Raw genomic sequence first — 15399 nt, 5'->3', positions numbered from 1 at the left:
AAACGCCGCAGTGGGAGAGGGGTTGGGGGTGAGGGAACGAGAAATGGTTGCCAACCCAATGAACCATTAATTACAGTTAGCGGCCAGAAACTGGCCTCAGAATAAACTCTAGTTCAAATCCCTCGTCTAGTTGCTTGCTGGACGAGGGATTGTGATTTTAGCCATTTTAGGCGGCCATGGCTTGGTCGTTTGGGGCTTGGCGCACCTGTTCGGCAGCGCTAATCCAGCCTTCGATTGTGCTGGGTTTTTTATCTTTGCGGCCAAGATAGCGTTGGACGGCGTTCCAATTGTTACCGCCAACGACTGAGGCATAGCGGGCAAAGAAACGCCGTTCGGCTTCGCTAGCATCGACGGGGCGGCCAGTGCGCTCGGAACTATTGCCAAAAGCCTCGTCCAGTGCCAGTTCAGGGTAGAGCGTCGCAAGTTTGGCGGGATAATTTGCGCCTAATTTGAGATGCAAAGGCCGCGGTGGCTTGATAATTGGTCGCATCTGGCGTTGATCGCCATCACGCTCGACGAGAATAATTGCATCGGCCTCGTAGGTAATATGTTCGTCGGCCAGCACCCGCAAGCCCACATCAGCATGATTGCGATCTTCGCTTTGTTCGCTATATTGTTTGGCCAAGTGGCCGATGATAATCACATGAAAGCCATGTTGTTTTAGCTCGGTCAGGCCAGTATAAATCGCTTGCAGGTTGCGATTGAAGGAGGCATATTCATCAAACTCTATTTGGGTTTTGCGGTCGGTTTCAGCGCCAGCCCGTTGTTGTGCATGGGCACGCATCGCTTGCAGCACCTTAGAAACTGAATCGAGCACCACTGTATCGCCACTTTTGCCAAGCCGTTGAATCTCTTGCATGGCTGCCAAAAGTTGTTGCAGCGAGAGCGTTTGCACCGCTTGAATCGATTTGTGCACCCCAGGTTTGCCCAAAAGATTCTTGGCAGCGCCCTCGGTATCCAAAATCCAGACCGTGCCACTGCGGCGGGTGCTGGCGGCTAAGTGCGATTTGCCTGCGCCTGCTTGCCCTGTCAAAATAAATAAACTGCCTGTTTCAAGTTGGTCTAGCGACTGAAACATTGTGCGATTCCTTTCATGAACTCGGTTACCCATAGCCATTGCTGGCCCGTATCCGTCAATCTACATAAAAAATATAGAACAAATGTTTCAAAGTGTCAAGCCTTGTTTAGGATTTCAAGCGATCGTTGTATTTTTTGATCACATCGTCGAGCGCTTCGCGCAGCAAACTAGCTTCGTTGCGTTTGAGGGCTTTGGCAAGTTGGGCTAAACGTTCGAGTTGGGTGGCAGTGTAGTAGCTGGTTTTGGTGATCATACGGCTATCGGCGACGGGCAGGGCAATTTTGTTGCGGCCTGTTGTTTTGGCGTGATACAGCGCTTCGTCGGCCTGACGCACCAACTCAACTTCATCGCGGCCATGGCCTGGATAGCCAGCCAAGCCGATCGAACAGCTTAATTTAATTTCGCCAAGGCAATCAAGCTGAATTGCCAACACTTGACGGCGCACTTCTTCGAGCAACGAAAATGCGTCGTCGATTCGTAGTTCAGGCAACGCTCCGGCAAACTCATCGCCACTGTAGCGCGAGAGCATTGCTTGCTCTGGCAACACCCGCTTGAGCACTTGGGCCACGGCAACTAACACTGCATCGCCACATTCACGGCCTGATTCAGTATTCAAGGCTAGAAAATAATCGATATCCAACACAAACATGCTCAAGGGTTCAACCCGTTCGTGCATGGCTGGCAACACTTGTTCGCGCACCAAAAAGCGAAAGTAATCAGGCGTAAAAAGGCCCGTTAGTTTGTCGGTTGTGGCTAGTTCAAAGGTTTGGGGAAATGTCATATGTTCTCCAATATACATATGTTTAATAATATATGTATGTTTAGCATAATATGTGGCGTTTTGTCAATACAAAAAAGCCACAGGTTTGGGCCTGTGGCTTAAATCATTGGTTAAATTTAAAGTTTAGGGTTTGAGATCGCTGCCTTCGACCTGTTTTTTGGCTTCGCGGCGGTTGCGCCGACTTTCGCGACGCTCAGCCACTATATGGTTTTCAAGCAATTTGCCCTCTTGTTCGACCAAATCGGCCTGCGGGTTGGGCGAATCGACAAGCTTGCCATGCAGATATGAAAGAATGATGCGAGCAACTGCGGCAATCGGGATCGATATGAGTAAACCTAAGCCGCCGGCTACCGCTCCCCCCGCCAAAATTGCAAAGATCACAAAGACCGGATGCACATTGACGATATGTCCGACCAAATTTGGAATAATAAAGTGATCTTCGAATTGGCGCAGGGCAAAATAGACGGCAATAATTACCAACGCTAATACCCAAGGCTCCCAGCCAAATGGGGTTGTGCCTTGGAAAAAGCCTACCAAAGCGGCGATGGCGGTGGCCATGTACGGCCCGATGATTGGGATAATTTCCAAGAAGCCGGTGGCGATGGCGATAATCAAGGCATATTTGACTTGCAAAATTGATAGGGCAATGTAACTCAACACCGACATAATGATAATCAGCAAAAACTGACCGCGAATGTAGGCTGAGAGCACCCGATCGATCGAACCAATCAATTGACGAATTTCATCACGATGGCGTTCGGGAATTAAGCGATAGAAATTGTTGGGGATGGTTTCGGCTTGGAGCAATAAATAAAACGTTACGACGAAATAAACCAAAAGCAAAATAAAGCCTTCGGCTAGCCCAAACAGAAACAGCGGGGCGATACCAGGCAGGGCTTTGGCAAACGCCGCAATTGCCCCCGAGATTTCGCGTTCAGCTTCACGCAGATTAACAATTTCAACCCCACGAATGGTCAACGCTTGATGCTGCTCAACATAGATTTTAGCATCATCAAGCCATATAGGAATGGTTTGGGCCAAATCGTTAATCTGCGAGGTAATCAGTGGCACGACGTTACTCACAAGCAAAGTTAACAGCGTAAAACCAATGATATACAGCACAATCACCCACCAGAAGCGGGGGGTTTTGGTACGCCGTTGCATCCAGGTAACAACTGGATTAAAAATATAGGCCGTGATGATCGCCCAAATAAAGGGGATCATAATATGCCAAGCTTGGTTGACCAAGTACAGGCTAATAATAACAATCGAAAGGACTGTTACAAACTTTGCGCGAGGTGAGAAACGAATCGGACTAGTTGGCTGAACGTGCATAACATCTCCTCCACATGGCCAGTGCGTTATTGTTGACGCGAGCGACCAAGGGGAATATCGGCCTTGAGGTGGTCGGCAGCTTCGCCACGGGTCAAGGTTACTTCAATGGCCTCTGGGTTGGTTACTTCAACGTAACGCTCGATCACGGCAATAATTTCACGTTTCATCTCTTCCATATCGTGAGGCGTGAGATGCACGCGATCATGGACTAAAACCGTCAATAAACGCTCTTTTGCAACCGACGAACTGTTCTGTTGCTTGCGACCAAAAAGATTATCTAAAAGACCCATACATCCGCTCCATGTGGAAGATAAAGATGGCTCAACCGCGCCATTTTAGCGGCGGGTACGAAACATATTGACCAATTGTGCCCATAAGCCTTGTTTTTCATCAAGCACAAGGAAGGGAATATCGTGGCCAAGTAAACGATTGGCGATATTATTATAGGCCTTACCTGCCATCGATTCACGATCAAGCACCGCAACTTCACCACGGTTGGTTGAAACCACAATGCTTTCATCGTCTGGCACAATTCCAACCAGGTCGATTGCCAAAATTTCTACCACATCGGGCGTATCCATCATGTCGCCGCGAGCAACCATCCGCGCTTTAATTCGGTTAATAATGAGCTTTGGATTGCTTTTTTCATACGCTTCGACCAACCCTACAATCCGGTCGGCATCGCGCACAGCAGACATTTCAGGTGTTGTGACGATCAAAATGTGGTCGGCGGGTGCAATTGCATTTTTAAAGCCACCCTCGATCCCAGCGGGCGAGTCGATCAGAATAAAATCAAATTCGCGGCGTAACTCGTTGCAAAGGGCGATCATATCGTCAGGCGTTACCGCATCTTTATCGCGGGTTTGGGCTGCTGGCAACAAGAACAAATTATCAGGAAAGCGCTTATCTTTAATGAGCGCTTGACGTGTGCGACAGCGGCCTTCAACCACATCGACCAAATCATAGACGATCCGATTTTCGAGGCCCATCACCACATCGAGATTGCGCAAACCGATATCAGCATCAATTGCAACAACCCGTTGGCCTTGCATTGCTAACGATGTGGCGAGATTGGCGGTGGTGGTGGTTTTGCCAACCCCCCCTTTACCAGAGGTGATTGTGATTACTTGTGCCATACATGATCCTCAAAGACCCACTAGCGGCGTGGGGCATCCCATGGTACTACTACAATGTTGTCGCCATCAAGGCTGGCTTGTTCAGGGCCAGTTGGGCGATGATTATCAGGTGTGCGGGCAAGGTTATCGGCGATCCGCAAGAGGGTTGGGCGCAATTCGAGCGCACAGACAATTGCCTGTTGATTGCCGCCAACACCTGCATGGACGGAGCCGCGTAAGCGCCCCCAAATGATGACACTGCCGTGAGCACTAATTTCGGCTCCTGCATTGACATCGCCGACCACAACGATATGGCCTTGATGCCGAATTGCCTGACCAGAACGCACGGTGCGCCATAAAAATAAGCCTTCGCCTTGCACGACGGGTGGAGGAGTAGACCGTAGGCTGTCGGGATGGCGGGTTTCTACGCCAGCCTGCCGACCAGTAGTCCGATTGGTTGGTGCGATGGTAATTAATGCGGCTGGCTCAATATCATGTTCGGCCATGATCGCCAAGATCGCCTGTAGCTCCACATCGGTGATCGAACGCTCACCAACATCGATCAATAATTTTGCGCCATGATAAAACGATGGTCCTTGGGCTAGTTGCTTGCGCAGGGCTTCAAGGACTTCTGCCCACGCTGCGGTGGGGTGTAAAATCAAGCGCAGCCCGTCACGGCTGCCTTTTAACGTGATGCGCTCTTCCATATCGCGCATTATACCGTCTCCGTCAAGAAAACGAAAATAAGAGCATAGAACACAGAGCATAGTAGCTATAACCTATCTATACCTTGATACAAGTCATATGCCTGGTTCTTTTTCTATGCTCTATGTTCTTTGTTCTACTGAAGCCCCATCACCAAACCAGCATATTTTTCGGTTAGCACGCGGGCTTGATCATCGTTCACTCCCTCGGCAATCACATGAATGAAGGGGCCATCAGGGTCGGGCAGAATCAACACCCACTCCGGCCCAAGATCAATCTTGATCCCATCGATGTTGTCTTGAGCACGCTCGGCATATTGTTCGTTGAGAATCCGCATAACTTTGCCCTTGGATTCCCAGCGACATGGCACTTTGTGGTTAGCCATGGCTGAGCGTGGCAAGGAACGACGAATCTCCGAGAGGGGAATTTTGGCGCGGGCCAGTAATTCCATCAATTTAACAATTGCAAACAGACCATCAGCAACTGGAAAGAACGATGGGAAAATCAGGCTGCCTGCTGCATCGCCCAAGACACATAAATCGTTGCATTTGGCAGCTTGTTGCATCAGCGCTCCCAAGGCGGTTTTGGTGCGCTGGATGCGCCCGCCATAGCGCTCGGCCAATTTATCGAATAAACGCGGCGCGGTGACTGGCACGGCCACCGTACCACCTTTGTTGGCTTCCATGGTCAAAGCGGTAACCGCCGCCAACAATTCAATGTCAGTTAATCGATGGCCTGTATCATCGACAACGTAAATCCGTTCGCCGCCCGAATCGAGCCGCACTCCAATATCTGCATTCATCACGGGCACGATCGCAGTCAGTCGTTGCATACCAGCATTAAATTGATCGGCGGTTTGGAACAGACGATCTTCATCGATTTGGGCATTGAGTTCAACTAAATCAACATTCAAGCGCCGTAGCAAGATACCCAAAATTTGCGCAGCATTCGATGAAGCATAATCGATTACGATACTCCACGGGTCTTCTAGCTCGGGCAAAATATGTGGGTCAAGCGATTCCATGAATTTATCGATATAGACCGAGTTGTAATCGCTGTTTTCAGTGATCCGGCCAATTTCATCGAGATAGACGCGGCGATAATCTTCGCGGAAGTAGGTATTCTCGATCTTGCGCTCCATATCGCTGCCCAGATCAAGCCCGCGATGATCGAAGAATTTTATATCGACCACGCGATTATCGAACGGCGAAAGCCGCACATGCATACCACCCGCAGCATTCAGCGCATAGGTCAAATAGCGGGCAGTGGGAATTGGCACCGAATGCAAATCCAAAACATTAATCCCCGCCGATGGAATGCCGGCAATCAAGCCACGTTTGAGCATTCGTGGGGTATAGTGAGCATCGCGATTCATGGTGACGGTGGTATTTTTGGGCAAAATTGCCCCATAGGCCGCCCCAAGTTTGGCGCAAAATTCTGGCGTAAGATCGATATTGACCAAGCCCGTAATGCCGTAGCGCCCAAACAGCACCCGCCGCCCTTGCGCACCCCAAATAATCGAGGCACTAACGGTCGCGCCTTCTTCAACTTCTTTCGAGGGCCAAATTTTAACGTTGGGCTGAATCACCGCCCCAGCGTTGATGATCGTGCTATCGGCGACCACTACGCCCTCGAACAGCAACGAGCGACTTTTGATATTGCATTGCTTACAAACAATCGCCCCGCGTAATTCGGCGCGTTCGCCAACATACGAGTTGCGCCACATAATCGAACGATCGATGGTGGCACGTGAATCGATAATGGTATAATCGCGGATGACCGATGGCCCGAATACCATCGCCCCGCCTTTGATCTTGACCCCATGGCCAAAAAAGACTGGCCCATGAATTTGGGCATCGGGGGCAATTTCAACCTCACCTTCGATCCAGACATTATCGCCGCGATCATGGCCGAGGCGCGGCAAATTGACCATGCCCATCAAATAATCCGAGCACGCTCGCATATAGGCTTCGATGTTGCCAACGTCCGTCCAATAGCCCTCGGCGATATAGCCATGAAGCAATTCGCCGCGCCGCAACAAGGCAGGAAACAAATCTTTGGAGAAATCAAACGGCTCGCCCAGCGGAATATCATCAAGCACACAGGGGTCGATCACATAAATTCCAGTATTGACGGTATCGGAAAAAACCTCGCCCCAACTAGGTTTTTCGAGGAACTGACGAATTCGGCCAGTATCATCGGTGATCACCACGCCATATTCCAGCGGGTTGGGCACACGGGTGAGGGTAATCGTGGCTTTGGCATTCGAGCGTTTATGGGCTTCGATCAAGGCAGTTAAATCAAAATCGGTTAGCGCATCGCCTGAAATGACCAGAATTGGTTCGCTATCATCATCGATCAAGCGTGAAGCATATTTAACTGCACCAGCCGTGCCGAGTGGCACTTCCTCAACCGAATACGAAATATCGACATCAAACGCCGAGCCATCGCCATAAAAATCTTGAATAATATTGGCGAGATATTGCACCGTAATAATAATATCGGTGATGCCGTGGCGTTTCAGAAGTTCAATAATATGGCCCATGACTGGTCGATCGACCAGCGGAACCATTGGTTTGGGCCGACTGATGGTGAGTGGTCGGAGCCGAGAGCCTTCACCCCCAGCCATTAAAACTGCTTTCATGGTCTGCAACCCTCGCAGTGTCAACAATGCAGCACTCAGCGCGGTGGCCAGCACGGGCATTCGAGGGCCGCGCCGTTGTTCAGTATACCAGAAGATACCGGCATATTTGGGTGCGTTCAGGGCATGGTTGAGCGGATGTTGGTGTAGTAGCTTGCCAATCAGCATACTTTGATCGGCGATCTCCTAGTGTGCATAAGTTGTGCCAGTAGTTGCTGCCCAAAATACAAAATAAATAGGAATCCCTCGCATCTAAGTTAAGCAATGAGCGGCATTACAATTGATCAATGCGGATTGCAATGATTCCTGTAAGCAGCCTTAATAGACATCACCAACTTGGACAAACTCGATCCGATTGCCAAACGGATCGGCGACGAAGAAACGGCGTACATGCGGCAGGCTATCATCTTCAACAATTGCAATGCCCGCGCTGTTCAACTCAGCCCGCGCTTGCCCGAGATCGGTAACGCGAAAAGCCGGATGCGCTTTGCGAGCAGGCCGAAAATCGGCTTCAACCCCAAGGTGCAGTTCGATGGTGGCGCTACGAAACCAACAGCCGCCGCGAGCTTGCAATTGAATAGGCTTGGCCACTTCGTCGAGGCCAAGCAGCGTGCTGTAAAACCAACGTGCTTGGGCCTCTTGGCCTGCGGGCATTGCCAATTGGATGTGATCGAGTGCGACAAGTTGCATAACTGCTCCACTACATTCATGATTCTTTTGCTATGATACAGTGGATATACAAGAAATCGATCTAGAAATAGCCTAGGACGTGCATAGATGTGCTCTATAGCTCGGTATATCCTATTGAACATAGGTAACGAATTGGAACAACCTAGCCTCTCAACGGTTGAGCACGATTGCGCTGTACTGCTTAATGGTTGGTGGGGTAGCATCGTACCAAGCATCTTGAGGAAACTGCTATGAGTTTTTATCCGACCTATGTTGAACGCCCACGTTTACTCACTTTGACCCAACATGCGCCACGGGTAGTTTTAATCATTGGGTTGCCAAGCAGCGGCAAATCCACAGTGTTAGAGGCACTCAAGCATTCCATCAACGCCCCGTCTGCCTTGATTCGGCTTGAAGAGTCAGCGCATGATCCCCTAGCGCTGCTTCAGGCTATTTGCCAACAACTTGGCTTACCTAGCGATCATGCACATGAGCAGCTTTTAAGGTTACGCCAACCAAGCTGGATTTTGATCGACGATTTGGATCGGATCTTGGATGCGTGGGGGACGTTCTTGCCTGAGCATGCTTGGCTGAGCGAATTATTGAAAAACCCAGCCCTGCATATTGCTGCTACTTCGTTACATCTGCCCAATTTGCCCATGATTCAACAATCGATTATTCGTCGGCAATTGCGCATAGTGGGTATGCAGGAACTGGCCTTCACCAGCGCAGAATTAATCGAGCTGGCGCAACAACGGCAACTCCACCTAACCCACGCTCAAGCTGAGCAATTAATCGCCTTGACCGATGGTTGGGTTGCTCCTTGTATTTTTGCGCTCAATCGTTCTGGTGTGCTCAATCAATCGGCGGTAGAGTGGGTGATGCAAGATGTGATGGCGAGTTTGCCAGCGCCGTTGCATCAGATGCTTGAAGCTTGGCTTTGGCTTGCCCCCGATTCGACCGAATTGCTCCAAGCGTTACTGCCACACTATGATCTGCATCGTCTGATGATGAGTTGGGAATATGCGGGGTTGTTGGCGCAGTCGAGTCTTCAGTTGCAGCGTTTGCCCGAGGTCGGTCTGCGCCAGCGTTCTGATCCACAGGCCAGCTATCTGAGCCCATGGTTTGAGCAGGCTGGCGATTGGTATCTGGCGCAACAACAATTATTGCCATTTGTACAAAAAATGCAGCGCTTGCAACGTTGGGATGTGATTAACCATAGCCTAACGCGCAATTTGGCATTGATTGATCGTCAGCAGTTTTTTGCTGAGATTGTCAATGCCTTGAATGCGGTTCCAGTTCAGCAGCTTAGCTCAAAAGTAGGTTGGTTGTTGGTGCGCAGCTACCATCTTGGGTTACGGAATGGTGAGAAAGCCTTGCTTTTGGTTAATCAGCTGCTAGGCATTCATCAGCAGCCCGATGATCAGCGCATGTTGCGCTTGCTCAAGGCCGATATGTTGCGAGCACAGGGCGCAATTGTCGAGGCTGATGGTTTAATTCAGCCCTATCTGGATGACCCTGATTTATCGCCAGCCGATCAGGCGCGGGTGCTCCGAACGCATGCAAGTTATCTTGTATCGTTGGGTCAAGATGATAATGCGATTACCCATTTTGAGCGGGCATATGGCTATATTCAACATTCTGGCATTAATCGTTTGCTCGGGTTGATTCTCGGTGATTATGCGAATGCGGCGGCACGCGCCGGACGCTACTCGTTGGCCGATCGACTGTTACGCCAAGCGACGTTGCTGTGGAATGAATTAAATTCGCCTGCGGGTTTATCGCAGACGATGAATCTGCGGGCGGTGGTGGCACTGCATCGTGGCCAAATTCGTGATGCAGCCCGCTACGCTCAAGAAGCCCTCGATAATGCCTTGATTTCCGATAATCGGGCTGCCAATGGTGCCTTGATCACGTTGGGCGATGTAGCGTTAGCTGATCGTGATTGGACAAGTGCGATTGCGCGTTATCGTTCGGCGCGTGAGCAATTACGCAATAGTAATATGGTCGATTATCATATTTTGACCTATGCCTTGGCCTTGGAATCGCAAGCTACGCGCCATAGTTCGATCGAGCAGTTGCAACGCTTATTGATTGAGATCGATACTACGACGGCCCAAAATCCGCTTGATCAGGCTTGGTTGGCAGTAGCTCGTAGTGCTGCTAACTTGACATTGAAGCTTGATGGCACGATTCCGTTATTGCAGCGAGCGTTGGCTGGGCTTGATAGCGAAGGTGCGTTGGCCAAAGGTTTATTGTATCTCTTGCTCAGCGAAGCTTTTTGGCAGCGTGATCAATTTGGTGAGGCTCGCCAAGCGTGGGAAGCCCTTGATAAGTTGATTATTGATGGGCGCAGTGGCTTGCCCGTGCTATTGTCGGCGCTGACCGTGCATCTCCCTGAATTGGTTCATGAGGCCTATACCCAATGGAATTCACCATTTGCGGCACGGGTGCTGCACCATAGTTTGCCAATGCCGCAAGCACCAAAATTGATTATTCGCTTAATGGGGCAGGTGCGTGTCGAGATGCACGGCAAGCCTGTCAAAATTCCTAAACAAGGTATTTTATTAATTGCCCTGTTGCTTATGAACCCTAGCGGGATGACTGCTGATGAATTACGGGCAAAAATTTGGGGATTTGATAGTAGCAATGATGGCTGGCGTAAAATGTTGCAACGTACTCGCAAAGAATTGCCCGATTGCGTTATTTCTGATGGTTCGATTTATCGTTTGTGTTTCCCATTGTCTGAGATCGACGCTGATATTTTGGTGATCAATCAGACTCCATTACAAGGCTCTGATGCGACGCTTGATCGTCTGCAAATAGCCGCCGATTATGCAAGCCAAGTGTTTTTATCGGGCCATGAGGCTCCTTGGATTGAATGGGAACGTAAGCAGTTATCCAAACGTGGAGCCGAAATTTGGATTTCAATCGGCATTCAATGCTATGATGCCCTGCGCTTTGATCAGGCTCAAAAGGCCTTTGCTCAAGCATTGAGACTAGATATTTCGAATGGGCGTGCGGTTTCGCAGGCAATGAACTTGGAGATTAACCAAGGTCGTCGGCTTGAGGCCTTGGCAATCTATGACCGTTACCGTGAGGCCTTGTTTGAAGAATATGGGCTAGACCCTTCGGCAGAGCTGCAAGCTTTGCAAAAACGTGCTTTGGATTAAGGAGTTAAGGTCGGGCTGATTGGCTCGGTCGGGCTAATTGGCTCGGTTGGGCTAATTGGCTCGGTCACGGTTGGCGTAGCGATTGGCGTAGTTGCTGGCTCAGTCGGTTCAATCGGGCTAGTTGGCTCAGCTGTGGGTACGATAATCGCACTTAAGGTTACTGAAATCGTAGTCAATGGTTTGGCTAATGTGATGCCAGTTGGCAGATTAAGGCTGGGCTGAATGCTATGGCTACCGGCATTCCGTCCAGCTAAATCCAACACCAACGCCAAATTATTGAGGTTTTGTAAATTCTGGGCATTGCCCCGTAACGTTACTTCAAGCTGTTTGGGCTGGTAGCTCAACTCGAGGCCAGCGGGCAAATTGCGCGGCACAAGCGGCAGGTTGAGCACAATTTCGGTGCTAATTGGCACAAAGCGAATCGTGGCGATCGTGCTATCGGCAGCTTGAGCATCGCGCGGAGTTACCCCAATCGGAAAGCGCAATTTAATCGTTGCGGTGTAGCTTTGGGTGCTATTTGGCAAATTGAGCGGTTGAGTTTCAACAAATTCCACTTCGGTTAAGCGCTGAGCGCTACCAATTAATGTTACGAAGGCTGGCTCAAGCACTACCTCAGCGCGATAGCCCGCTGGCGGACTGTTGAGGGTTGTGTAGATAATCGGCACACGCTTGATCCCGCTGCTGGATAAAATCCGCACTTCGATATCAGCCAACTCAGGGCTAACCGTTACGCCTTCAACATCACGCCCAGCAATATCGACTGCGATAATATTACGGCGAGTACGCAAATTACTGGTTTGCGACGACAGATCAAGCGTAATTTCGCCACCAACGACCTTATTAACTTGGCTGGCTGGCCCAGTTATCGTTACCTGTTTGATCATCTCGCCATTGACGCTGGCAATTGGCAAACTGGCTTCATAGCTGGTTGGCGGCTGACCAACCGTGGTGATGGTCAACGGCAGCGAGGCTGTGATGATCTGTTCGATCTGGACTAAAACTGTGGCGGGCTGAAAGCTCTGAAAATCGAGATCGGAGCGGCTAGGAATGCTGCGAGCTTGCACCGCAACTTCATGTGAGCCAGGCTCTAGCCCGGCGATATTAATAAATGGTTGGACATTTTGCTTGGTAATGCGGGTGATTGTATCTTGCGGGCCAGAAACATTTAAGTTAACAACAGCATCGGGCACGGGAATTGGCCGACCCTCGCCATCAACTAAGGTTAAATTGCTGCTCAGCCCCTCGGCGCGAATCGGCAAATTGGTAAATGGCGTAACTTGCTGCGGATTTTCGGTGAAACTGACAAACACCCAAATGATGCTCGCCAAGACTGCGGCAACGAAGGCGCGTAATGGGCTACCTGCAAGCTTATTCATACTTCTTCTTCCTCGCTTAATTCGACGCGCAATAAGCCAGCCAGCAGTTTGCGTAAACGACCTTCAGTTAAATGGCGCACCATGCGGCCATCGTGGGTAATCGAAATGCTGCCAGTTTCTTCGGAAACGATCACCGAAATTGCATCAGATTGTTCGCTGATGCCCAAAGCGGCACGGTGGCGCGTGCCATAGCGCGTGCTGCCAACCACATTTTCGCTGAGTGGTAGCACACAGTTGGCGGCCAAAATGCGGTTGCGCCGAAAAATCACCGCCATATCGTGGAGTGGCGCGTTGGGGAAGAAAATATTCACCAGCAAGGGCACGGAGATGCGCGAATCGACGATCACGCCACGGTCGGCATATTCTTGCAAGCCGGTATCACGCTCGATCACCATTAATGCGCCAATGCCTTGTTGTGATAATTGTTTGGCTGCCCGCGAAATGGTGTTGATCATCTCCTCAACATCGGAGCGATTAGTGCTGCCAAAGCGATTAAACCATTCGCCAGTGCGGCCCAACGATTCGAGCGCACGGCGTAATTCCGGCTGAAACAGAATCGGAATTGCGACGAATAGGGCTGGGCTGAGGGCTTCGCGAATGATCCAGCGCAATGTGGTAAGCGGCAAGGTTGAGCCAGCTAGTAGTGCAACGACGACTAAAATGCCGACCCCGCGCAATAATTGCACTGCGCGAGTGCCACGAATGACCCCGAGCAGCCAAAAAATCAAGGCAGCAACAAGCAGAATATCTAGAGCTGCTAAGAAAGAAACTCGTTCCCAAATCTGCTGGAAGCTTGGCACAATTCAAACCCTCGACACCGCCAGCCAACGCACCTGTGCTGGACATCGCGCCTGTACCTTACACTGATCAGGCTATCTATGCAAGTTTTAATCTACGCGGTTTTGGGCCAACCAAGCCGCTCAACGAGCCTAGTACGTAGCTAGGTGCTTGACGAAATCTGTGGAGATCGGTACTATAGGCCATCTTCTTTCCCCCCAACGCGGCGATGTTGCCTCAAATCCCTTCAATGCTGAACAGACTGCAAGGAGCACGCTATGCCCGATGTAGCCCCTTTTCGTCAGTATCAACTCGAAACCGCTTACGATGAGTTGTTTCTTGGCCCAAACACGCCTCGTCCACATTATCGGCTACTGTCGGAACGGCTGCGCGAGTTGCCGCCTGATGAGTTGGCTCGTCGCCAGCAAGCGGCGGATTTGGCTTTTCTCAATCAAGGAATTACCTTTACAGTCTATGGTCGCGATGAAGGCACTGAGCGCATTTTCCCCTATGATTTGCTGCCACGGCTGTTGACCGCCAAAGAGTGGGATACGATTGAGCGTGGGTTGGCGCAGCGGGTTACGGCATTAAATTTGTTTTTGCGCGATATTTACCACGAGGAAACAATTTTAAAAGCCGGAGTTGTGCCGCGCGAATTGGTCTATAGCTGTCGCCATTTTTCGCGCCAAATGCGGGGAGTTAGCGTGCCACGCGATCGCTATGTTTCGATCGTTGGCACCGATTTGATCCGTTTGCCAAGCGGCCAATTTGCGGTACTAGAAGATAATTTGCGAGTTCCCAGTGGCGTGTCGTATATGCTGGCCAATCGTTTGGTGATGAAACGCGTGTTTCCACAGTTGTTTTCGAGCTATGGGGTGCGCTCGATCGACCATTATGGCCAAGCCTTGTTGGCAACCTTGCGCTCGTTAGCGCCGCAAGGCCGCAGCGACCCAACGATTGTGCTGCTTACGCCTGGGGTTTTTAATTCAGCTTACTACGAACACACCTTTTTGGCCCGCCAGATGGGGGTTGAGCTGGTCGAAGGCCGCGATTTAATTGTTCACGATAATGTGGTGTATATGCGCACGACCGCTGGTTTGCGCCGCGTTGATGTGATTTATCGGCGAGTCGATGATGAATTTATTGATCCTTTAGCATTTCGGCCTGATTCAGTGCTGGGCGTGGCAGGCTTGTTGAATGCCTATCGGGCTGGCAATGTGGCTTTGGCCAATGCCTTGGGCACAGGGGTAGCCGATGATAAAGCGATTTATGCCTATGTGCCAGCGATGATTAAATTCTATCTTGATGAAGACCCGATTTTGCCCAATGTCGAAACCTTTTTGCTCAGCGATGATCGTCAACGTCAGCATGTGCTGAATAACTTGGATTCATTGGTGGTCAAGGCGGTCGGCGAATCGGGTGGCTACGATATGCTGATTGGGCCACATAGCACAATCGAGCAACGTAGCCAGTTTCGCGATCGCATTATTGCCAACCCCCGCAACTACATTGCCCAACCAACCCTTGCGCTTTCCAAAGCTCCCTGTTTTATTGATGGCAAACTCGAATCTCGCCACGTCGATTTACGTCCCTACATTTTGTTTGGCGATCAAATTAGCATTGTGCCTGGCGGCCTGACGCGGGTAGCCTTGCGGCGTGGCTCGTTGGTGGTCAATTCATCGCAAGGTGGCGGCAGCAAAGATACATGGGTTCTTTATTAAGGATGAAGTATGAGGGATGAGGGATGAA

General features: G+C 50.4%; 12 protein-coding genes. 2 read left to right on the top strand and 10 right to left on the bottom strand.

Translation table 11 applies throughout. The features are described 5' to 3' along the window. Positions 1-166: 166 nt before the first annotated feature. From DEF47_RS07345 to DEF47_RS07310, 8 genes are all read right to left on the bottom strand, one after another. Positions 167-1078 (bottom strand): AAA family ATPase, encoded by a 912-nt coding sequence (locus tag DEF47_RS07345; protein ID WP_012190959.1) that lies wholly within the window; start codon positions 1076-1078, stop codon positions 167-169. Positions 1079-1184: 106 nt separating this feature from the next. Continuing rightward, the gene (locus tag DEF47_RS07340; protein ID WP_012190958.1) at positions 1185-1859 is read right to left on the bottom strand and encodes a diguanylate cyclase; all 675 of its coding nucleotides are present in this window, start codon (positions 1857-1859) and stop codon (positions 1185-1187) included. A gap of 123 nt (positions 1860-1982) precedes the next feature. After that, positions 1983-3194, bottom strand: coding sequence for an AI-2E family transporter (locus DEF47_RS07335; RefSeq protein ID WP_012190957.1), 1212 nt, complete (start codon positions 3192-3194; stop codon positions 1983-1985). 26 nt (positions 3195-3220) lie between these two features. Further along, positions 3221-3484 (bottom strand): cell division topological specificity factor MinE, encoded by a 264-nt coding sequence (gene minE, locus DEF47_RS07330; RefSeq protein ID WP_012190956.1) that lies wholly within the window; start codon positions 3482-3484, stop codon positions 3221-3223. A 45-nt stretch (positions 3485-3529) separates the two neighbouring features. Further along, positions 3530-4330 carry a septum site-determining protein MinD gene (minD, locus tag DEF47_RS07325; RefSeq protein ID WP_012190955.1) on the bottom strand — a complete coding sequence of 267 codons (801 nt, stop codon included), beginning with the start codon at positions 4328-4330 and terminating at the stop codon, positions 3530-3532. A 20-nt stretch (positions 4331-4350) separates the two neighbouring features. Next, positions 4351-5025 (bottom strand): septum site-determining protein MinC, encoded by a 675-nt coding sequence (gene minC / locus DEF47_RS07320; RefSeq protein ID WP_012190954.1) that lies wholly within the window; start codon positions 5023-5025, stop codon positions 4351-4353. A gap of 125 nt (positions 5026-5150) precedes the next feature. Next, on the bottom strand, positions 5151-7658 hold the full coding sequence (locus DEF47_RS07315) for a mannose-1-phosphate guanyltransferase (RefSeq protein ID WP_012190953.1): 2508 nt from the start codon (positions 7656-7658) through the stop codon (positions 5151-5153). 315 nt (positions 7659-7973) lie between these two features. Beyond that, positions 7974-8345, bottom strand: coding sequence for a VOC family protein (locus tag DEF47_RS07310; RefSeq protein WP_012190952.1), 372 nt, complete (start codon positions 8343-8345; stop codon positions 7974-7976). 230 nt (positions 8346-8575) lie between these two features. Between DEF47_RS07310 and DEF47_RS07305 the strand changes: the two genes are divergently transcribed. Next, on the top strand, positions 8576-11497 hold the full coding sequence (locus DEF47_RS07305; protein ID WP_012190951.1) for a BTAD domain-containing putative transcriptional regulator: 2922 nt from the start codon (positions 8576-8578) through the stop codon (positions 11495-11497). On the opposite strand, the gene DEF47_RS07300 is transcribed toward DEF47_RS07305, so the two are convergent. Together DEF47_RS07300 and cdaA are read right to left on the bottom strand one after the other, a co-directional pair. Beyond that, positions 11494-12873, bottom strand: coding sequence for a CdaR family protein (locus tag DEF47_RS07300; protein WP_012190950.1), 1380 nt, complete (start codon positions 12871-12873; stop codon positions 11494-11496). The genes DEF47_RS07305 and DEF47_RS07300 overlap by 4 nt on opposite strands. Beyond that, positions 12870-13673, bottom strand: coding sequence for a diadenylate cyclase CdaA (gene cdaA / locus DEF47_RS07295; protein ID WP_012190949.1), 804 nt, complete (start codon positions 13671-13673; stop codon positions 12870-12872). The genes DEF47_RS07300 and cdaA overlap by 4 nt, the downstream gene beginning before the upstream one ends. Positions 13674-13928: 255 nt before the next feature. On the opposite strand from cdaA, the gene DEF47_RS07290 reads away from it, so the two are divergent. After that, complete coding sequence (locus tag DEF47_RS07290; protein WP_012190948.1) at positions 13929-15371, top strand: circularly permuted type 2 ATP-grasp protein; 1443 nt, start codon at positions 13929-13931, stop codon at positions 15369-15371. Positions 15372-15399: the final 28 nt, after the last annotated feature.

The sequence above is a fragment of the Herpetosiphon sp. genome (assembly GCF_003512625.1).
GTDB lineage: Bacteria > Chloroflexota > Chloroflexia > Chloroflexales > Herpetosiphonaceae > Herpetosiphon > Herpetosiphon aurantiacus.
Note: the sequence above shows the minus strand (reverse complement) of the source record. Positions and strands in the feature narration are given on the sequence as shown.